The 20,007-nt window shown below is 71.3% G+C and carries 16 protein-coding genes; 11 read left to right on the top strand and 5 right to left on the bottom strand.

The window, feature by feature from the left end; all coding sequences use genetic code 11:
- Positions 1-92 precede the first annotated feature (92 nt).
- Positions 93-716, top strand: coding sequence for a TetR/AcrR family transcriptional regulator (locus ACLQ23_RS25535; protein WP_355594496.1), 624 nt, complete (start codon positions 93-95; stop codon positions 714-716).
- Here the strand turns inward: ACLQ23_RS25535 and ACLQ23_RS25530 are convergent.
- Positions 682-2,529 (bottom strand): thiamine pyrophosphate-requiring protein, encoded by a 1,848-nt coding sequence (locus tag ACLQ23_RS25530; protein ID WP_355594498.1) that lies wholly within the window; start codon positions 2,527-2,529, stop codon positions 682-684. The two genes, ACLQ23_RS25535 and ACLQ23_RS25530, sit on opposite strands and share 35 nt — an antisense overlap.
- Positions 2,530-2,555: 26 nt before the next feature.
- Between ACLQ23_RS25530 and ACLQ23_RS25525 the strand changes: the two genes are divergently transcribed.
- Positions 2,556-3,458, top strand: coding sequence for a TrmH family RNA methyltransferase (locus ACLQ23_RS25525; protein ID WP_425735954.1), 903 nt, complete (start codon positions 2,556-2,558; stop codon positions 3,456-3,458).
- 43 nt (positions 3,459-3,501) lie between these two features.
- Positions 3,502-5,280, top strand: a complete 1,779-nt coding sequence (locus tag ACLQ23_RS25520; RefSeq protein ID WP_355594502.1) for a PucR family transcriptional regulator — start codon at positions 3,502-3,504, stop codon at positions 5,278-5,280.
- A 34-nt stretch (positions 5,281-5,314) separates the two neighbouring features.
- Here the strand turns inward: ACLQ23_RS25520 and ACLQ23_RS25515 are convergent, their stop codons facing one another.
- Positions 5,315-6,655, bottom strand: a complete 1,341-nt coding sequence (locus ACLQ23_RS25515) for a hypothetical protein (protein ID WP_425735955.1) — start codon at positions 6,653-6,655, stop codon at positions 5,315-5,317.
- Between the two features lie 82 nt (positions 6,656-6,737).
- Here ACLQ23_RS25515 and murD point away from each other — a divergent pair, with 82 nt between their 5' ends.
- Positions 6,738-8,096 (top strand): UDP-N-acetylmuramoyl-L-alanine--D-glutamate ligase, encoded by a 1,359-nt coding sequence (gene murD / locus ACLQ23_RS25510; protein WP_355594506.1) that lies wholly within the window; start codon positions 6,738-6,740, stop codon positions 8,094-8,096.
- On the opposite strand, the gene ACLQ23_RS25505 is transcribed toward murD, so the two are convergent.
- Positions 8,084-9,049: a hypothetical protein gene (locus ACLQ23_RS25505; RefSeq protein ID WP_355594508.1), complete on the bottom strand. Its 966-nt coding sequence runs from the start codon at positions 9,047-9,049 to the stop codon at positions 8,084-8,086. The two genes, murD and ACLQ23_RS25505, sit on opposite strands and share 13 nt — an antisense overlap.
- Before the next feature lie 161 nt (positions 9,050-9,210).
- Here ACLQ23_RS25505 and ACLQ23_RS25500 point away from each other — a divergent pair, with 161 nt between their 5' ends.
- Positions 9,211-10,509, top strand: coding sequence for an aspartate aminotransferase family protein (locus ACLQ23_RS25500; RefSeq protein WP_425735956.1), 1,299 nt, complete (start codon positions 9,211-9,213; stop codon positions 10,507-10,509).
- A 64-nt stretch (positions 10,510-10,573) separates the two neighbouring features.
- On the opposite strand, the gene ACLQ23_RS25495 is transcribed toward ACLQ23_RS25500, so the two are convergent.
- Complete coding sequence (locus ACLQ23_RS25495) at positions 10,574-11,995, bottom strand: acyltransferase family protein (protein ID WP_425735957.1); 1,422 nt, start codon at positions 11,993-11,995, stop codon at positions 10,574-10,576.
- 193 nt (positions 11,996-12,188) lie between these two features.
- Between ACLQ23_RS25495 and ngcE (ACLQ23_RS25490) the strand changes: the two genes are divergently transcribed.
- The 3 genes from ngcE (ACLQ23_RS25490) to ACLQ23_RS25480 are packed head-to-tail and all read left to right on the top strand — an operon-like array spanning position 12,189 to position 15,466.
- Complete coding sequence (gene ngcE / locus ACLQ23_RS25490) at positions 12,189-13,601, top strand: N-acetylglucosamine/diacetylchitobiose ABC transporter substrate-binding protein (protein WP_425881211.1); 1,413 nt, start codon at positions 12,189-12,191, stop codon at positions 13,599-13,601.
- Between the two features lie 60 nt (positions 13,602-13,661).
- Positions 13,662-14,570: a carbohydrate ABC transporter permease gene (locus ACLQ23_RS25485; RefSeq protein ID WP_355594516.1), complete on the top strand. Its 909-nt coding sequence runs from the start codon at positions 13,662-13,664 to the stop codon at positions 14,568-14,570.
- A complete protein-coding gene (locus tag ACLQ23_RS25480; protein WP_355594518.1) occupies positions 14,567-15,466 on the top strand; it encodes a carbohydrate ABC transporter permease in 900 nt (299 codons plus the stop codon). The genes ACLQ23_RS25485 and ACLQ23_RS25480 overlap by 4 nt, the downstream gene beginning before the upstream one ends.
- A 178-nt stretch (positions 15,467-15,644) precedes the next feature.
- On the opposite strand, the gene ACLQ23_RS25475 is transcribed toward ACLQ23_RS25480, so the two are convergent.
- Positions 15,645-16,631, bottom strand: coding sequence for an N-acetylglucosamine kinase (locus tag ACLQ23_RS25475; protein WP_425735959.1), 987 nt, complete (start codon positions 16,629-16,631; stop codon positions 15,645-15,647).
- Between the two features lie 192 nt (positions 16,632-16,823).
- On the opposite strand from ACLQ23_RS25475, the gene ACLQ23_RS25470 reads away from it, so the two are divergent.
- Genes ACLQ23_RS25470 through ngcE (ACLQ23_RS25460) form a run of 3 tightly spaced genes read left to right on the top strand, consistent with a single transcriptional unit; the run spans position 16,824 to position 19,996 of the window.
- Positions 16,824-17,786, top strand: coding sequence for a MurR/RpiR family transcriptional regulator (locus tag ACLQ23_RS25470; protein ID WP_355594522.1), 963 nt, complete (start codon positions 16,824-16,826; stop codon positions 17,784-17,786).
- On the top strand, positions 17,783-18,532 hold the full coding sequence (locus tag ACLQ23_RS25465; RefSeq protein WP_425735960.1) for a sugar isomerase domain-containing protein: 750 nt from the start codon (positions 17,783-17,785) through the stop codon (positions 18,530-18,532). The genes ACLQ23_RS25470 and ACLQ23_RS25465 overlap by 4 nt, the downstream gene beginning before the upstream one ends.
- Before the next feature lie 27 nt (positions 18,533-18,559).
- The gene (gene ngcE, locus ACLQ23_RS25460; protein ID WP_355594524.1) at positions 18,560-19,996 is read left to right on the top strand and encodes an N-acetylglucosamine/diacetylchitobiose ABC transporter substrate-binding protein; all 1,437 of its coding nucleotides are present in this window, start codon (positions 18,560-18,562) and stop codon (positions 19,994-19,996) included.
- Positions 19,997-20,007: the final 11 nt, after the last annotated feature.

The following is a 20,007-nucleotide window of genomic DNA, read 5'->3' as shown; positions in this document are numbered from 1 at the left end:
GACGGCAATAATCTAACGGCCGAGGACGCCGGCGACAAGTTTTGGATTAGGGTCATCCTCTATAGTTGGGAAACGGGGAGAGGGGAATCGCGATGGGCAGGACGTCACGTGCCGAGGCGGCGAGGCACCGCGAGGAAGTGGTGGCCGCCACCTCGAAGCTGCTCCGTGAGCGCGGGGCGGCGGGGATGAGCGTCCAGGACCTCATGGGCGCGGCAGGGCTCACCCACGGCGGTTTCTACAAGCACTTCAGCTCCAAGGACGAGCTGCTGGGCATCGCCGCCACGACGGCGTTCGGTGAACTCCTTGCCCTGCTGGACCGGCTCTCCGACGACCTACCCGACCGGGCAGAGGCGCGCTCCGCGCTGCTGCGGCACTACCTGTCGGCCGAGCACCGCGACACACCCGGCACGGGATGCGCCAACACCGCGCTGGCCGCCGACGCCGCCCGGGCGTCCGCTGGCAGTCCGCTACGCGTGTCGTACGCGACAGGTGTCCAGGAGACCCTCAAGCGGCTGACCGGCATCGAGGACGCGTCCGGCCGGGGCGCTACCGAGGCCCGCCAGCGCGCCATCTTCGATCTCGCGACGATGGTCGGTGCGCTCATGCTGGCCCGTGCGACGGGCCAGACGCCCCTGTCCGAGGAGATCCTCCAGACCACGCGGGAAGCCCTGTCGGCCCCGGTCAGCGCTCCCGACGGCGAGGACGGTAGGTGCTGATCGTCGATGGCAGGCCGCGCCTGATGATCCCGGCCCAGTCGGTGTCGCCCCGCAGCACCGCAGCCGCCGTGTTGCGCGCCTGTTCGAGGGTGAAGTGCGGCGGGAGCATCAGTTCGGCCGGGTCGACAAGCGCGTTGATCACCACAGGACGGTCGGCGGCGAGCGCCCGGTCCCAGACGCCCGGCACCTGAGCGGGGTCGTCGACGAACTCGCCGTGCAGCCCGAGCACCTGCGCCCACTGGTGGTAGCCGATGTCCGGCAACTGCTGACTGTCCGGGAACATCGGGGTTCCCTCGCTTGAGCGCTGCTCCCAGCTGACGAACGCCAGATCCCGGTTGTTGAGCACCAGCACCACGAACCGCGGGTCGGCCCAGCCGCGCCAGTACTTGGCAACCGTGATGAGTTCGTTCACCCCGTTCATCTGCATCGCGCCGTCGCCGATCAGCGCCACGAGCGGCCGGTCCGGGTGGGCGAACTTCGCGCTCAGCGCGTACGGCATGGCGCCACCCATCGACAGCAGGGTGCCGGAGAGGCTTGCCAACATGCCGGGCCGGACCTGCACGTGCCGTGCGTACCAGGCGGTAGCGGTGCCGCAGTCCACGGCGAGCATCACGTCGTCGGGCAGCCGGTCGTTGAGGGCGCTGAACAGCAACTGGGGGTTTACCGGGTCGGCGCTCTGCTCGGCCAGGTCCCGCTGCGCCCGCCGCCACGCCGAGGTGGCAGTGGCGATCTCCGCCCGCCAGGCGGTCGGCCCGGGGCCGGGGCCCAGCTCGCGCAGCAGCGCCCGCAGGGTGGGCCGGGCATCGCCGGTCAGGTTCACCTCGGTCGGGTAACGCAGCCCGAGCTGGGAGCCGTCCAGGTCGATCTGCACGGCACGGGCCTGCCCCGGCGGTGGATAGAACTCCGAGTACGGCATGTTGCTGCCCACGATCAGCAGCCGGTCGCAGTCGTTCATCAACTTCCAGCTCGGCCGGGTGCCGAGCAGCCCGATCGCGCCGGTCACCCACGGTTCCCGGTGGTCCACTGCGGTGAAGCCGAGCAGCGCGGTGGCCACCCCGGCGCCGAGCCGGTGGGCGATCTCCCGGACCTCGTCCTGCGCCCCGAGCGCGCCCTGGCCGACGAGCATCGCGACCTTGTGCCCGCCGCGCAGCACCTCGGCGGCCCGGCGCAGGTCCGCCTCCGGTGGCACCGTCGGCGTGCTGCTCGGCACGTTGCTGGTGTGGTAGTAGCCGTGCGCATGCGGTGGGTCCGGGATGGCGGGCTCGTCCTGGAGGTCCGAGGGCAGCACCAGCGCCGTGACGGTACGCCGGGCCAGCGCCGTACGGCACGCCCTGTCGACAAGGTGGCGAACCTGCGCCGGGTGGTCGAGCTGCGCCAGGAAGCCCGAGGCCACGTCCTTGTAGAGAGCCAGCAGGTCGACCTCCTGGTAGTAGCCGCCGCCCTCGGCCGTGACAGCCGTGTGCCCGACCAGGGCGACCACCGGCTGGTGGTCGAGTTTGGCGTCGTACAGGCCGTTGAGCAGGTGGATGGCGCCCGGCCCGCTTGTCACGAGCGCGCAACCCAGCGGCCCGCCGCCGTACTTGACGTGCGCGGACGCCGCGAACCCGGCGGTCTCCTCGTGCCGCACCTGGATGAACTGGGCGCGTCCGCTGGTGCGTTGCAACGCGGAGGTGAGGCCGTTGATGCCGTCGCCGGGGTAGCCGAAGTAGCGGCGTACGCCCCAGCTGAACAGGCGGGAGACGATGTGGTCCGCGACGGTCGGGCGACGTGGCAGAGTGCCCGCTTCGCCCGGCGGTGGGTGATCAGCGCTCACCTGACTGGTCCTTCCCGTCGCGTCCGATGCTCCGCCGGCCATTCCCGTTCTTCGCCGGACAAAACGCCCCGAAAGGCGGGCGGCGGAGCGCCCGGGTGGCCGTCCGGCAGAATCGTCGGGTGCCCGTCCACCAGATCACCGACCCCGACGACGACCGGATCGCCGACTACCGTGCGCTCACCGACGTCGAGCTGCGTACCCGCTGGGAACCGCCGCACGGCCTGTTCATCGCCGAGGGCGAGTTGGTGTTGCGCCGCGCGCTGCGCGCCGGCTACCCGGCCCGGTCGTACCTGGTGGACGCCAAGCGCATCGACCAACTCGCCGACCTGGACACCGGCGACGCGCCCGTCTACGCGGCAACGCAGGACGTGCTGGAGAAGGCCACCGGATTCCACGTACACCGGGGGGTGCTGGCGTCGTTCCACCGCCGGCCGCTGCCGACGGCGGCCGAGGTGCTCGCCGCCGCGCGCCGGGTGGTGATCCTTGAGGACGTCAACAACCACACGAATCTCGGCGCGATCTTCAGGGCAGTCGCGGCGCTCGGCGTGGATGCCGTGCTGCTCTCGCCGAGCTGCGCCGACCCGCTCTACCGGCGCAGCGTGCGGGTCAGCATGGGTGAGGTGTTCGCCGTGCCGTACGCGAAGCTTGACCCCTGGCCGGACGCGCTCGCCGAGGTCCAGGCGGCCGGGTTCGCCGTGCTGGCGATGACCCCGGCGCCGGACGCCGTGCCGATCCAACGCCTCGACGCCGCCCAGCGTGCCCGCTCGGCGCTGCTGCTCGGCGCCGAGGGCGCCGGGTTGACCCGGGCCGCGATGGACGCCGCCGACGCCCGCGTGGTCATCCCCATGCGTCGTGGCGTCGACTCGCTCAACGTCGCCGCCGCCACCGCCGTCGCCTGCTGGGAGTTGAGCCGCGACGACCCCTGGTGACGGCCGCCGTCAGATGTCGTGATCCGGCGTCACGGACGGTAGCGTGTCGGCCGTGTTCCCTACCGTCCGTGAGGTCCTCTCCCTGGACCCGGTCCGCCACGGTACGCCGCGCGTGGTCGCCGGGGAGGCTGGGCTGGACGGTCGGGTCCGCTGGGTACACGTCGCCGAGGTGCCCGACATCGCCAGCCTGCTCGGCGGTGGGGAGCTGGTGCTCACCACCGGGATCGGGCTGCCCGGCGACGACGCGGGGCTGCGCGCGTTCATCGGCGACCTCGCCGACGTCGGCGTGTCCGGGCTCGTCGTCGAGCTGGGCCGCCGCTACGGCAGCGGGGTGCCCCGGGTGATGATCGCCGCCGCCGAGCGGCGCGGGCTGCCTCTTGTCGAGCTACGCCGGGCCACCCCGTTCGTACGGATCACCGAGGCGGTGCACGCGCTCATCGTCGACGCGCAGCTTACCGAACTGCGGGCCACCGAGGAGATTCACCAGCGGTTCACCGACCTCTCCGTCGAGGGCGCCGACGCCGCCGAGGTGATCCGGCAGGCCGCCGACCTGTCCGGGTGCCCGGTGGTGCTGGAGAACCTGTCCCGGCAGGTCCTCGGGTACGACCCGGCGGGGGAGAGCGCCGAACTGCTGCTGGACGGCTGGGAGCAGCACTCCCGGCGGATCCGGCCTGCCGGGCGGACGGCGTACGACCCGGACAGCGGCTGGCTGGTGACTGTCGTCGGCGCCCGGGGGCAGGACTGGGGGCGGCTGCTGATGCGCTGGCCGCCTGGCGGGGAACTGCCCACCCGACCGGCCGGTGAGTCGACGCCACCGAACGCCGGACCACCCACCCGGCTCACCATCCTGATCGAGCGGGCCGCGTCCACCCTCGCGCTGGGCCGGCTGATCCGCCGCGACGCCGAGGGGCTGGAACGGCAGATCCACCGCACCCTGCTGACCGCCCTGCTCGACCACTCCCGACCGGTGGACGAGGTCGCCTTGCGCGCCAAGGCGCTCGGCGTGGTGCTCGACCGTCGGCACCTCGTCGGCGTGCTGGTCCGGCACCGCGCCGACGACCCCGCCGCGGAGGGCCGCCCCGAGGACGGACAGGCCCGACTGCGGGACCTGTCCGAGGCCGTCGGCCAGGCGCTGCGGGAGGCGAAGCTGACCGGGCTGACAAGCGCCGTCGACGACAACTCGGTGGGCGCCCTGCTTGCCCTGCCGGACCCGGCCGCCGAGGACCGCGCGCTGTCCGCGTTCGCAAGCGCCCTTCGCCGGGTACGCCTCGACACCGGCGCGGTCCGCGCGACCGCCGGCATCGAGCCGACAAGAGCCACCACTGCCGTCGAGAACGCCGCGGATCTGGCGCGGGCTGCCGGCGGCGCCCCGAACGGGTTGATCGTGGCGGCCGGGTCCGGGGTGAGCAGCCTGCGGGAGGCGCGGCGGTCGCTCGTCGAGGCGCGGCAGATCGCCGAGGCGGCCCGCCGGGACCGGCGTGACCTGCCGGTCTTCCGGCTGCCGCACGTCGGCCTGGCCGGGTTGCTACACCTGCTGCGCGACGAGCCCCGGTTGCAGACGTTCGTGGAGCGGGAACTCGGCGCGTTGCTGGAGTACGACGCCCGGCACCCCCGCGAGCGGCTGCTCGACACCCTGCGCGCGTACCTGGAGCAGGGGCGCAACAAGACCGCCGGTGCCGCCGCCGCCCACCTGTCCCGGCCGGCCTTCTACGAGCGCCTGGCCCGCATCGCCCGCATCCTCGACGTCGACCTCGACTCCGTGGAAGCCTGCCTCTCCCTCCACGTGGCCCTCCTGGCCCTGGAGGCAGTGCGTACCCCCTGAACCCCCAGCCGCCGGACGCGGCTGAGGGCAGGGGTCAGGGCAGGGTCTTCGCGTAGGCCGGAGGGATGTGGTTGGGGCCGCCGGGGGTGAAGACGTCGGAGGTGGCCACCGCGGACCAGGCTGTCGCGGGGACGGCCTCCACCAGGGCCCGGATCACCGGGGCGTCGCGCCACTGGTCCTGCTCGGCGAGCAGGCCGAGGGCCACCACCGACTCCTCGACCTCGCCCACGCACTCGAACGGCTTGTGCCCGTCCACGCCCAGCAGCTCCCGGTAGCCGGGGATCTGCGACTCGTCGGCAAGCAGGTCACCACCGAAGATGTGGGTGACCCGCTCGCGTGGCATGAACGGCGCCATGGCCAGGAACACGAACCGGCACTTCGGGCAGTTCCGGCACCATCGCTCGCTCGCGTCACGCAGCTTGAACGCGGCGTTGCAGCTGGTCACCACGTCGTCGTAACGGGTGAACTCGGCGAACAACCTGGCGATGTGCAGCTCCGACAGCGAGCGCAACAGGGAGAAGTACGGCTCGGTCAGGCCGGCGTGCTCGGCAAGCGCCGAGCGCAGCAGCCCTTCGGCCTCGACGCCCTTCGACCACTGGTGGTTGATCTCGTGGCCGTCCCAGACGAGGTTCGGGTCGGACGCCGAGCGCTCGTTGGACATCACCACCGGACCCAGCCCGTGCAGGACGGCCGTGGCGACCGCGATCAGCGAGTTGATGGCGGTGACCGGAATGTGGCCGTTCAGCGCGCCAGCCGCGTTCAGGTCGAACAGCGCCGGGTCGAGGCGCCGCCGGGCGGCGAGGGGGGTCAGCCCGGACGCCTCGTTCACCGAGACGATCACGTGGTTCGGGTTGACCGAGAACGGCACCGGGTCCATCTCGGCCCGGCGCAGCGCCTCCAGGCTGACGATGGAGTCCTTGCCACCACCGACAGCGGAGAGCGGGCGACGGTCGGAGTTGTCGTACACCCGTGGCGGCTCCGGCGAACCCGCGGGCACCTCCGGGCGCAGGTGGAGCACGTGCGGCAGCTGGTTGCGGTACGCGTACTCGGCGAGGCCCTTGGTGTAGACGGCGGTGACGTAGTCGACGGTGGCCGCGCCCAGCGGCGCCGGCAGCACCAGGCGGGGCGGCGCGGCGGCCTTGTAGTAGCTGACCCCGGCGACCAGGTGCAGCAGCTCCAACACGCGGCCGAGGGTGGCAGCCGTCTCGTCCGACGGCGGCTCCGTCGGCAACGGGAGGTTGATCACCTCGGTGAATCGTTGCTCGCCGGCCGGGCCGGTCAACGCGTAGTCGAACAACACCTCGCCGGTGACGAAGTCGATCGAGTAGGACGGGAAGCTGAAGGCGTCCATCCGCCGGAGTTGCTCGTTGGGCACACGCCATACTAGGCCCTGGTTCGTCCGGCCGTGTCCGGACCGGGCCCGTCCAGTCGCCGCCGCGATCTCTGAGGAGAGTCCCTTGCGCCTGTCTGACCTGCGCGGACGTACCGTCGCCGTCTGGGGGGCCGGTCGGGAGGGCCGGGCCGCTGTGACAGCGATCGCCGCGCACGGCCCCGCCGATCTGGTCGCCGTCGACGACAGCGCCAATTTCCTGTCGCTGCCCTGGGACGGCCCGCTGGCCGAGGCGGCGCCGCTTGTCACCGGCGAGGCGGGGTTCGAACGGCTGGCCGCCGCAGACGTGGTGGTTCGCTCGCCTGGTGTGCCGCAGACCCATCCCTGGCTCGTCGAGCTGCGCCGACGGGGCGTTCCGGTCACCCAGGGCACCGCGCTGTGGATGGCCGACCACGCCGCGCGCACCGTCGGGGTCACCGGCAGCAAGGGCAAGAGCACCACCTCCAGTCTGATCAGCCACCTGCTCACCGCGATGGGTCGGCCGAACGTCTTCGGCGGCAACATCGGCGTGCCGACCCTCGACCTGCCCGAGTCGGAGCTGTACGTGCTGGAGCTGTCCAGCTACCAGTGCAGCGACCTCACCGACTCGCCCCGGGTGGCGGTGGTCACCGCGTTGTTCCCCGAGCACCTTGACGCGCACGGCGGGGAGCGGGAGTACTACCGGGACAAGCTCAACCTGCTCGCCCACGACCCGCAGACGATAGTGGTGAACGGCGCGGATCCTCGGCTCGCCGCCGAGCTGGGAGAGCTGCCGGCGGTACGGGCGGGTCGCCCGGACACCACCCACGTCGCCGCCGGCCTGGACGGCACCCAGTGGTTCCACTTCGGCGACCAGCCGCTCTTCCCGCGCGCCGTGCTGCCGCTCGTCGGCCGGCACAACGAGGGCAACCTGTGCGTGGCCCTGGCCGTGCTCGACGCGCTCGGCATCGACGTGGTGGCCGAGAAGGACAGCCTCGCCATCGCTGTCGCCGAGTTCCAGGGGCTCGCCCACCGGCTCACCGAGATCACCGACCCGTCCGGGCTGACGTTCGTAGACGACACACTTGCCACGAGCCCGTACGCGGCGATGCACGCCATCGACGCGTACGACGGGCGGCCGTTGACGGTGATCGTCGGCGGCACCGACAGGGGTCTGGACTACACGCCGCTGGCCGAGCACCTCGCCGAGCGGGAGTTGACGGTGATCGGCATCCCGGACAGCGGGGCCCGCATCGTCGAGGCGCTCGCCGGCCTGCCCACTGTGCGAACCGAGATGGTCGACGACCTGGTCGACGCGGTCCGGTTGTCCCGGGAGCTGACTCCGGCCGGTGGGGTGGTGCTGCTGTCGCCGGCCGCGCCGAGCTACGGCCGGTTCCGTAACTTCGAGCACCGCTCGGAGGTCTTCGCCCAGGCTGTCGCCGACACCGCCGGCCGTCAGCGCGCGTGAAGCGGGGAGTGCAGGGTGCGCATCGAGCGGATCGCCGAGCGGATCTCCTGGAGGTAGCGGCCGGGCGTGAGGGTCTGCTCGGGTAGCGCCGCCGGGTCGGTGAGCGCCGGGTCCACGCCGACGGTGTCGATGTGGCAGCCGTACGGGATCGCCAGGGTGCGTAGCGCGTCGCAGTGCTGGAACGGCACGTAGATGGGTGCCGTGACCATCAGTACCTCGTCGCCCGGGGCGAGCTGCGCGTGCCCGGCCCAGAACCGCTGCGTGTCGGCGGTGTGCGCCCGTCGCCGGTGCGGTTCGCTCGACGGCGCGGCGAGCACCCGCACCGGTGGCAGACCCGCCGGCCGGTAGGTCCGCGACGACCAGGAGTGGTGCGGGTGTCCGGCGTCGATCCCGTCGTGCTCCGCCGGCTCGGCCACCCCGAACACCCGCCGGACCGTCGTGTCCAGCACGTCCACCTCGGTGTCGTCGACTGGCAGGCCGGCGTCGGTAAGCGTCGCGCGTTCCCACTCGGACAGCGGCCGGAAGCTGCCCAGCACCGCCACCTCGCCGTCGACCGTCAGCCCGGCACGCAGCAGGTGCGCGGCGTAGGCGACGCGGCGTACGCAGGCGTGCGCCAGGCCGCCGAGCACCACAAGGTGGGCGTACGCGCCGCGGGTCGGCCGCGCCGGGCGGATCAGCCCGAGCGCGGCGGCCGAGGCGAGCACCAGCGCGGCGGTGGCCGGGTCGAGGTCGGGTTCCCGTGCGTCGGGCCGCTCCCGGCCCGCGCGGAAGTCCCAGTGCCGGGCGGAGAACTCGTCGAGGAAGCGGAGCACATCGGTGAGGTCGCCGTCGGGCCAGGTGCCGCCGAAGTGTGCGACCAGGCGGCGGACCGGGTCCGCGCACACCCAGGCGGCGATGCCTGCGGTGGGCTCACCCGGCGCACAGCGGGGCAGCGGTACGGGCAGCTCAGGCACCGCCGGATCGTACCGGTGCGGCGGCCCTGTACGGCGCGGACCGGGTGCCCTGACGCACTGTCAGGAGGGCGCGCCAGCTGCGCTACACAGTGGCAGTTGTCCATACTGGCCGGCGGTGGGACCGTGCGGTATCCGCGTACGCCGTCGAAAGGTTTGCCCCGATGACCGATGACCTGCTGGCACGGCACAGGGCTGTGCTGCCGTCCTGGATGCCGCTCTACTACGCCGAGCCGATCGAGCTGGTCTCCGGTTCGGGCCGCCGGGTCACCGACGCCCAGGGTCGCACCTACCTGGACTTCTTCGGCGGGGTGCTTACCAACATGGTCGGCTACGACATCCCGGAGATCCGGGAGGCCGTCGAGCGTCAGCTCGCCACCGGCATCGTGCACACCTCGACGCTCTACCTGATCCGCCAGCAGGTCGAGCTGGCCGAGAAGATCGCGCAGCGCTCCGGCATCCCGGACGCCCGGGTCTTCTTCACCAACTCGGGCACCGAGGCGAACGAGGCGGCGCTGCTGGTGGCCACCAACTACCGCCGCTCGCACCAGATCCTGGCGGTGCGCAACAGCTACCACGGCCGGTCGTACGCGGCGATGGGCGTCACCGGCAACCGCACCTGGTCGGCAAGCGGCCTCAACCCGTTGCAGGTCGCCTGGCTGCACTCGGGTGACCGGGTGCGTGGTCTGCTGGCCCGGCTCAGCGCCGCCGAGCAGGTCGACGCGGCGGTGGAGGACCTGCGCGAGGTGCTTGCCACCCAGACCACAGGCGACGTTGCCGCGTTGATCGCCGAGCCGATCCAGGGCGTCGGTGGTTTCGTGCACCCGCCGGACGGGCTCTTCGCGGGCTGGAAGAAGATCCTCGACGAGCACGGCATCCTGTTCATCGCCGACGAGGTGCAGACCGGCTGGGGGCGTACCGGCGAGCACTTCTGGGGCTACCAGGCCCACGGCATCACGCCGGACCTGCTCACCTTCGCCAAGGGCGTCGGCAACGGCTTCGCCCTCGCGGGCGTGGTCGGTCGGGCCGAGGTGCTGGAGTCGGTGCCGGGGATCAGCTTCTCCACGTTCGGCGGCAACCCGATCTCGACGGCGGCCGGCAACGCGGTGCTCGACTACCTGATCGCGCACGACCTCCAGGCGAACGCGGCCCGCGTCGGCGCGATCCTCGCCGACGGCCTGCGGTCCGCCGTGGGCGGCCTCGACTGCGTCGCCGAGGTACGCGGAAAGGGGCTGATGCTCGGCGTCGAATTCGTCGTGCCGGGCACCAGTGAGCCGGACCCGGCGCTTACCAACCGGGTCTTCGAGGCGTGCCGTGCCGGTGGCCTGCTCGCCGGCAAGGGCGGCCTGTACGGCAACGTGCTGCGGATGGGGCCGCCGTTGACGCTCACCGAGGAGGAGGCCCGCGAGGGCCTGGCGATCCTCGTCGACGCGATCCGCTCGTCGGCGGAGGCGGCGGCCTGACCATCGGGCACTTCGTGGATGGCAAGCGGGCCGGTGGCACGTCCACCGAGGTCGACACGGCGGGTCAACCTCGGGTTCCCCACCCAGACCTGAGCAGCCGCAGCACGCCCGCCCCGGCCAGGTAGGTCAGCAGTGCCGGGGCGGGCGTGCCGAGCGGCTCGGGTACCTGCTCCGCCGTGGCGCTGTTGATCAGCAGCGCGACCACCACTGCGGCGTACCCGGCCACGGTCAGTACTCTGCGAGCCCAGGTGCCCCGGCCCGCCCGGCGGGCGGTGCGGTGCCGGGCGCTGCGCGCCTCGACCGGCCCGAAGATGGCGACCAGCACCGCCAGGACGACCGCGAGCAGCAGCAGCCACGGGACGCGCCACGCCCACCAGGCGCCGGAGCCGACGGCAGGGGTGGGCAGGGTGCCGGTGGCGTCGAGCAGCCCGATCAGCAGGATCGCGGCGGCCAGGTGCCAGAGGAAGACGGTCAGCACCACCAGGTTGACCCCGATCACCAGCTGCCACGGGCCGGTGCGGCGCATCAGGCGTCCGGCCGGGCCGCGTAGCAGCAGGACCAGGCCGAGTTGGGCGGCGGCGACGGCCAGCAGTGCGAGGCTGGGCGGGCTGGAGTTGTCCAGGCGTTCGCCGGGCACGTGCAGCATGGCCACCGGCCACGGGCCGGGCCCGGTGAGCAGCAGTACGGCGGCCAGCCCGCCGGCCAGGAAGACGAGCCCGGCCCGTCTGGAGGTGGGCAGTCGTCGTCGACGTACCCCCGAATGGTCGTGGGTCGGCGGGCCGGCGGTCTCGGCGGCGGCCGACGGCGGTGCGGCCCCGGCCGTGGGCGGTGTGTCGCGAGCGTCGTACCAGGCGAAACCGAGCTGGTGTACGGCCATCCAGCCGAACAGGTAGCTGCCGTAGCTCAGCTCCTCCGGCCCGGTCATCCGGGCCAGGTCGCCGAGGCCCACCAGGACGACCAGCACCAGCGGGACGGCCAGGCCGAAGCGGCGGTGCAGCGCGTACATCGGTGGGGTCAGCGCGACCACGGCCAGGTAGGCGACCAGGAACCACAGCGGGATGGTGGCGAACCAGAACACCTCGCGGACCCGGGTCGGGTCGGCGTCGAGGAGCCGGGCCACCACCGCCGCGCCGGTGAGCACGAGCAGCAGCGTGCTGGTGGGGCGGACGAGTCGGGCACTGCGGTCGAGCAGCCAGCCGGTGGCGTCGCCGCCCCGGGCGCGCAGCCGGGTCAGCGAGGCCGCGTTGGCGTAGCCGCCGACCAGGAAGAAGACGGGCATCACCTGGGCCAGCCAGGTCAGTGGGTACGCCCAGCGCAGGTCCCCGAGCGCGGAGTGCCCGACGGGCCGCCCGGCGGTGTCCCGCCCGATCACCGTGACGCCCCAGTGTCCGATAACGACCATGGTGATCGCGAGCGCGCGGAGCAGGTCGACGTACCGCTCGCGTCCGGCCGGGGTGCGCTCGGCGAGTTGGCGCAGACGGCGCATCGTCCCAGGCTAGGCGAGCCGGTGGCGGCCGGTGGCGATAACAGTTCGACAGTCAGGACTTGAAGTCCGGGGCCGGCTGTCGTAGAAATTCTTCAGCAACAACCAGTGAGCTGAAGAGAATCGACGTGCCTCGCGTGGCGGACGCCCTTCCCCCAGCACCGGTGGCCCGCCCGACCCGACCCGAGGAGACCTCATGAACAGGCGTGACATTCTGCGGCGCAGCGCCGCGGCCGGCCTGCTGGCCACCCCCGCAGCCGGCCTGCTTGCCGGCTGCGCCACCGGCGGCGGCGACAAGGACGATACCGAGACCTACAAGGGCACCAAGAGCGCCGACAACCCGCTCGGCGTCAAGGAGGACGCGCCACTCGAGGTCGTGATCTTCGGCGGCGGGTTCGGCGAGGAGTACGCCAAGGCCCACGAGGCCATGTACACCGAGAAGTACCCGAAGGCGAAGATCAAGCACTCCGCCACCCAGGAGATCAGCAAGACCCTCCAGCCGCGCTTCGTCGACGGCACCCCACCGGACGTGGTCAACAACTCCGGCGCCGGCCAGATCGACTTCAACGGCCTGGTCAGCCAGAACGCCATCGCCGACCTGGGCGAGCTGCTCGCCGCGCCGAGCCTCGACGTGCCCGGCAAGACCGTCAAGGACACCCTGCTGCCCGGCGCTGTCGAGGTCGGGTCGTACGACGGCAAGTTCCTCGTGCTCAACTACACCTACACCGCGTACGGCATCTGGTACTCCGAGAAGCTGTTCACCGAACGCAAGTGGGAGTACGCCAAGACCTGGGACGACCACATCGCCCTGTGCAAGCAGATAAAGGCCGCCGGCATCGCCCCCTGGACGTACGCGGGCCTGCACCCGCGCTACATGAGCTGGCCGCTCATCGCCACAGCCATCAAGCTCGGCGGGCCCTCGGTGGCCACCGCGATCGACAACCTGGAGCCCAACGCCTGGAAGTCCGAGTCGATGAGGACCGCCGCCGACGCGTGGCACCAGATCGTCAAGGACAAGTTCATCCTGGAGGGCTCCCCAGGGCTCGACCACAAGCAGTCCCAGACCGCCTGGTGCCAGGGCAAGGCCGCGTTCATCTCCTGCGGCTCCTGGCTGGAGAGCGAGCAGAAGGACGTCACCCCCGCCGGGTTCAACATGACAATCGCGCCGACCCCGAGTCTGGGCAGCGGCGACAAGCTGCCGTACGAGGCGATCCGCGGCACCGCCGGCGAGCCGTTCATGGTGCCCGCCAAGGCCCGCAACGTCGCCGGTGGCCTTGAATACTTCCGGACCATGCTGTCCCGCAAGGGCGCACAGGACTTCACAAAGAAGGTCGCCAGCCTCACAGTTGTCGCCGGTGCCACCGAGGGCGTGGAGCTGCCGTACGGGCTGACGACCGTCGTCAAGGCGCTCGACGCGTCCGGCACGAACGGCTTCAACTGGGTCTACAACAACTACTACCGCAAGCTGGAGCGCAACCTCGTCGACGCCGCCTGCGGCGAGTTCTTCAGCGGCCGGATCGGCCCGGCGGAGTTCCTCGAACAGTGCCAGAAGGGTGCCGACTCGATCGCCCAGGACAGCTCGATCAAGAAGTACAAGCGAGCGGCCTGAACAGCCCGGCCGGCGGGGGCGCACCAGCTCCCGCCGGCCGCACCCCGGGAGAGGTCCACAGTGAAACATGGCAAGTGGCCGCTGATCGTCACCTTCCTGGTGCCGCCGGTGCTGCTCTACGTCGTCTTCGTCGTCTCGCCGTACCTTCAGGCATTCCAGATCTCCACCACCGACTGGCTCGGCTACTCGGCCGACGCCAACCCGGTCGGCCTGGCGAACTTCAAAGCCCTGTGGCACGACGACTACGTCTGGAACGCGTTGAAGAACAACGCGATCCTGCTGGCCCTGGTGCCCGTGCTGACGATCGTGCTCGGGCTCTTCTTCGCCACGATGCTCGCCCTGGGCGGGCGCAAGGGCCGCGCCGGCGTGACAGGTGTACGCGGTGGCGCGCTGTACCGGACTGTGTACTTCTTCCCGCAGGTGCTCTCCGTGGTCATCATCGCGTTGCTGTGGAAGGAGGTCTACCACCCCAACAAGGGTCTGCTCACCGCCGCCCTGCACGGGCTCGGCCTGCCCGCTCCCACCTGGCTCGGTGACCCGGCCACCGCCTTCTGGTGCGTGCTGGCGGTGATGGTGTGGAGCAACGTCGGCTTCTACGTCGTGCTGTTCGGCGCCGCGATGTCGGCAGTGCCCAAGGAGATCTACGAGGCGGTGCTGCTCGACGGCGCGTCCCGGTTCACGACGCTGCGCCGGGTCACCCTGCCCCTGCTCTGGGACACCGTGCAGGTCGCCTGGGTCTACCTGGCCATCTTCGCTCTTGACGGGTTCATCCTCGTACAGCTGATGACCAACGGCGGGCCGAACTTCTCCACCGACGTGATCGGCGTGCGGATGTACGACACCGCCTTCGGCAGTGAGACAAAGTTCGGCTACGCCTCGGCGATCGGCGTGGTGATGTTCTTCCTGACCCTCTCGGTGGCGGTGCTGTCACTGCGGGTCGGCCGGCGCGATCGGATCGAGTACTCGTGACCACTGTGGACCAGCCAGCCGTCTCAGCGCCGACGTCGACCACCGGCCGGGACCGCCCGGTGCGGCGCGAACTCGGCGTCGCAAACACCCTCTCGCACGGCTTCCTGCTGCTCTGGGGCCTGCTCACCGTACTGCCGCTGCTGTGGATGTTCCTCAGCTCGTTCAAGAGCAACGGCGAGATCCTCGCCGACCCGTGGGGGCTGCCCGGGGCGCTGCACTGGGACAACTGGGCGCGGGCCTGGACCGGCGCGCACATCGGCAGGTACTTCCTCAACAGCCTCGTCGTCGTCGCCGGCTCGGTCAGCCTCACCATGCTTACCGGCGCCACGGCCGCGTACGTCTTCGCCCGGTACGAGTTCCGCGGCCGGCAGTTCGTCTACTACCTGTTCGTGGGTGGGCTGATGTTTCCGGTGTTCCTCGCGCTGGTGCCGCTGTTCTTCGTGGTCCGCAACGCCGGGCTCTTCGGCACCTGGACAGGCCTGATCCTCGTGTACTCGGCGTACTCACTGCCGTTCACGGTGTTCTTCCTTACCGCGTTCTTCCGGACCCTGCCCACCTCGGTGGCGGAGGCAGCCATGGTCGACGGCTGCGGTCACTTCCGGCTCTTCTTCCGAGTGATGCTGCCGATGGCACGTCCGGGATTGATCAGTGTCGCGATCTTCAACTTCCTCAGCCACTGGAACCAGTTCCTGCTGCCGCAGGTGCTGATGCAGGGCGACGAGTCCAAGTGGGTGCTCGCCCAGGGGCTGTTCGCGCTGTCGGTGAGCCAGGGCTACGCCGGCGACTACGCGCGGTTGTTCGCCGGGTTGAGCATCGCGGTGCTGCCGGTGCTCGCCGTCTACGTGGCCTTTCAGCGCCAGGTCCAGGCCGGCCTGACGGCAGGCCAACTCAAGTAGCGCCTGTCGGGCTGGGCCTCCCTCTCTGCCATCCAAGATCCGCGCAACTTCGGTGAAACTGCTGCCTCGCGGCGCGCTGAGGCAGCAACTTCACCGAAAGTGTGCGGATCTTGGGGGTGGCGGCGTGGCGGGGCGGCGGGGCGGGGCGGGGCGGGGTGCGGGTGCGGTGGGGCGGTGGTCAGGGGGTGGGGAAGAGGCGGGCGTGTAGGGCGGTTGGGTCGGTCACTTCGGGCAGGTCGCGGGCGGCCATCCACGCCGCCGCGGCGGCACCGTCGCCTGCGGTGCGCAGCGGCGCGTCCGGCCAGTGCCGGGCGATCTCGGCGCGGACGGCGGTGGCCAGCGGCGTGTCCCCGGTGAGCAGTCCGCCGCCGAGCACTACCGGTGTCGTGGCTCCGGCTGGGCGGATCCGGCCGACGCTCGCGGCCAGGTGCGCGGCGGCTTCGGCGACGAGCGCGGTGGCCACCGGTTCGCCATCGGTGGCGGCGGTGACGACAAGTGGGGCGAGTCGAGCCAGCTCGATCGGTGGCCGTCGGGTGACCGCCTGGATGGTGGAGTCCACTGTGTCCCGGGGGCGGGCGGCGATCTCGGCGCTGCCCATCAGTTCCGTGAGCACCGCGGTGGCCAACGCGCCGGGGGTGCGGCCGGTGTCCAGGTCGGCGAGGAGCCGGCGGACGGCTTCGCGACCGAGCCAGAAGCCCGATCCGGCGTCGCCGAGCAACCAGCCGTGACCGTCGGCGACGCGGTCCAGCCGCAGGTCGCGGACCTGTGCGGTGATCGCCCCGGTGCCGGCGATGAGCACTGTGCCGTCGGGCTCGGCGGTGCCCGCGGCGTACGCGACGAGGGCGTCGCCGTGCACGGCGTACGGGCAGCGGAGGCCCGCGTCGTGCCAGGCCCGGTCGAAGGCGGCCCGGCCGGCGGGGTCGGCGTGCAGGCGTGCGGCTCCGGCCAGCCCGATGGTGCCGGCGGCGACCCGGGCCGGGTCGGTGCCGGCGAGCGCCCCGCGCAGCGCGGTCAGCAGTTCGGTGGCGGCCTGTTCGGCACCGTGGCTTGTGGGGTTTCCACCGCCGGCGCGGCCGGTGCCGAGACGTTCACCGGTGAGGGTCAGGGCGGTCGCCCGGGTGGACGTACCGCCGATGTCGAGCCCGATCACGACGGTGTCGGACATCGGCACGGCCTCCTTGCGTTGCGCGGTGTCGGGGCCTGTTCATGCTGGTCGGCGCCGTCGCCCGGGGCAAGACCCGGCGAGTGCGCCAGGTAACAGTTTGAAAACTTCGCCCACGGTCTTGACACAGAGGGCCCTTCAGTAAGAACTTTTACCACTAACAGTTAACAGTCTTTTCGAAAAGGTGAGGCGTCGATGAGTGAACACGAGGTGGACACCGCCGCGGGGACCGCGGTGGTCGATGCCGACGTGTTCGACAGGCGCGGCACGCTCGGATCCGCCTCGGACGGGGTGCTGGCCCGGGTCCGCAACGGCCTCGGCGAGCTGACCGGCGCGCTGCGCCGCGTCGCCGAGCACGTGCTGAGCGACCCGGAAGCCGCCGCCCGATCCACGATCGTGGAGCTCGCCGAGCGCAGCGGCACCTCACCGGCCACCATCACCCGCTTCTGCCGGGCCATGGGCTTCGAGGGCTACGCGGACCTGCGGCTCGGCATCGCCTCCGAGACCGGCCGGGCCCGCTCCGCCGGCTGGACCGTCGACATCGGCCGGGAGATCCAGCCGGGCGACCCCCTCGCGCGGGTCCTCGACCAGATCATGGCCGCCGACACCCGGGCCATGCACGACACGGCCGCGCTGCTCGACCTCGTCGAGGTGGAACGGGCCGCGGTGGCGATCGCCGGTGCCAACCGGGTGAACATCTTCGGCGCCAGCGGCAGCGCACTGGTGGGCGAGGAGATGCAGTTCAGCCTGCACCGCATCGGGGTGGCCGCGTGGGCCTGGAACGACGTGCACGAGGGTCTGGCCAGCGCGGCGCTGCTGCGTACCGGCGACGTGGCGCTGGGCATCTCGCACACCGGGCAGACGCGGGAGACCATCGAGATGCTCGCCGAGGCCGGCAGCCGGGGCGCCACCACCCTCGCCCTCACCGGCTTCCCCCGCTCACCGCTTGCCGAACTGGCAGACATCGTGCTGCTCACCGCCAGCCAGGCCACCACCTTCCGGCCGGATGCGCTCTCCGCCCGCCACCCCCAGTTGGTGGTACTCGACCTGCTCTACATCGCCGTTGCCCAGCGCACCCACGACCGCGCCCACGCGGCCTTCCGGCGTACCGCGCAGGCCGTCGACGGGCACAAGGCCGCGAAGGGAGCCACTTCATGATCAGTGCCCAGGGGTACGCGGACGCGGTCCGCCCGGTGCTCGACCGGCTGCTCGACTCCGAGGCGGACGGGATCACCCGTGCCGCCGACCTGATCGCCGACAGCCTGCGCTCCGGAGGTGTGCTCCAGGCGTTCGGCGCCGGGCACTCCGAGGGGTTCGCCGCCGAACTGGTCGCCCGGGCCGGCGGGCTGGTCCCCACCAACCGGCTCTCGGTACGGGACCTGGTGGTGCACGGCGACGCCCCGCGCGACGTGCTCGCCGACCCCAAGCTGGAACGCGACCCCTGCATCGCCCACCAGATCTACGACCTCGCGGCACCCCAGCCGCGTGACGTGTTCGTGGTGGCGTCCCAGTCCGGCATCAACGGCTCGGTCGTCGAGCTGGCCGCGCTGGTCACCGAGCGCGGTCACCCGTTGATCGCTGTCACCTCCGTCGAGCACACCGCACGGGTCGCCCCACGGCACCCGTCCGGTCACCGACTCGCCGACCTCGCCGACGTCGTACTGGACAACGGCGCGCCGTACGGCGATGCACTGCTGCCGCTCGAGGGCGGCGGCGCGGTCTGTGCGGTCTCCTCGGTCACCACGGCGCTGCTGGCGCAGCTGCTGACCGCGGAGGTCGTACGACGGTTCCACCAGGCCGGGGAGGTACCCCCTATCTACCTCTCCGCCAACGTCCCCGGTGGGGACGAGCACAACCTCGCCCTCGAGTCGCGGTACGCCGGGCGTCTCCGGCGCACCGCCTGACCCGAAATTCCACAAGGAGAGACGACGATGTCGATTACCCCCGAGCACCCGGCAGCACTCGACCGTCGCACTGTGCTGCGTCGCGCCGCCGCCGTGGGCATGCTCGCCACTCCGGCCATCGGCCTGCTCAGCGCCTGCGCCACCAGCGGCGGAGACGAGAAGAACGAGCAGGTCGCCGAGGGCACCAAGAGCGCCACCAACCCGCTGGGCGTCAAGGAGGACGCCCCGATCGAGGTGATCATCTTCAACGGTGGCTACGGCGAGAAGTACGCCACCGACGTGCACGAGCCGCTGTACAAGAAGGCGTTCCCCAAGGCGGAGGTCAAGCACCAGGCCACGCAGGCCGTCTCCACCGTGCTCCAGCCGCGCTTCGCGTCCGGTAACCCGCCGGAGTTCGTGAACAACTCGGGCGAGAAGCTTATGGACTTCGGTGCGCTCGTCGCCGACGGTCAGCTCCAGGACCTCACCGAGCTGTGGGACGCCCCGTCGGTCGACGACCCGGCCAAGAAGGTCCGCGACACGGTGGTGCCCGGCACCGTCGAGGCGGGCTCGTTCAACGGCAAGCCGTACGTCCTGTACTACGTGTCCACGGTCTTCGGCATCTGGTACTCCGGCAAGCTGTTCAAGGACAACGGCTGGGCACCGGCCAAGACCTGGGACGACTTCATCGCCCTCCTCACCGCCATCAAGTCCAAGGGCATCACGCCCTACGGGTACGCCGGGTCGAACGCGGCCTACTACCAGTGGAACGTGATCCTCACCCAGGCCGCCAAGATCGGCGGTACGGACGTACTCAAGAACATCGACAACCTGGAGGACGGCGCCTGGAAGCAGGACGCCGTCAAGCAGGCCGCCGCCGCGTGGGCAGAGGTGGGCGCGAAGTTCAGCGACAAGAGCTTCGAGGGGCTCAAGCACACCGACGTGCAGCTGCGGCAGAACCAGTACAAGGTGGCCCTGTACCCCAGCGGTGACTGGCTGGAGGGCGAGCAGAAGCAGGACACCCCGCCCGGCTTCGACTACCAGCTCATGCCGGTGCCGAGCCTGACCGCGTCGGACAAGATGCCGGCCACCGCCCTGCGGGCCACCGCGGGCGAGGGCTACTTCGTCTCGGCGAAGAGCAAGAACCCCAAGGGCGGCCTGGAGTACATGCGCCAGATGCTCTCCACGGCGGGCGCGAAGGGCTTCACCGAGGTGGTGAAGGCCCCGACCGTTGTCACCGCAGGCTCGGAGGGCTTCGCCTTCCCGCCCGGTGTGGCCAGCTCGCAGGCCGCGCTCAAGGCGGCCGGTCAGGACGTGTTCAACCTGTACTTCGACGGCTGGTACAAGGAGCTCGACACGGAGGCGCGGACCGCCACCAACGAGCTGATGTTCGGTCGGATCAACGCCGACGCCTTCGTGGAGCGCATCCAGAAGAAGGCCGACGCGATCAAGAAGGACAGCTCCGTCGCCAAGTTCAAGCGCTGATCGATCGGAGC

Source organism: Micromonospora sp. DT41 (assembly GCF_049841715.1).
Lineage (GTDB): Bacteria > Actinomycetota > Actinomycetes > Mycobacteriales > Micromonosporaceae > Micromonospora > Micromonospora profundi.
Note: the sequence above shows the minus strand (reverse complement) of the source record. Positions and strands in the feature narration are given on the sequence as shown.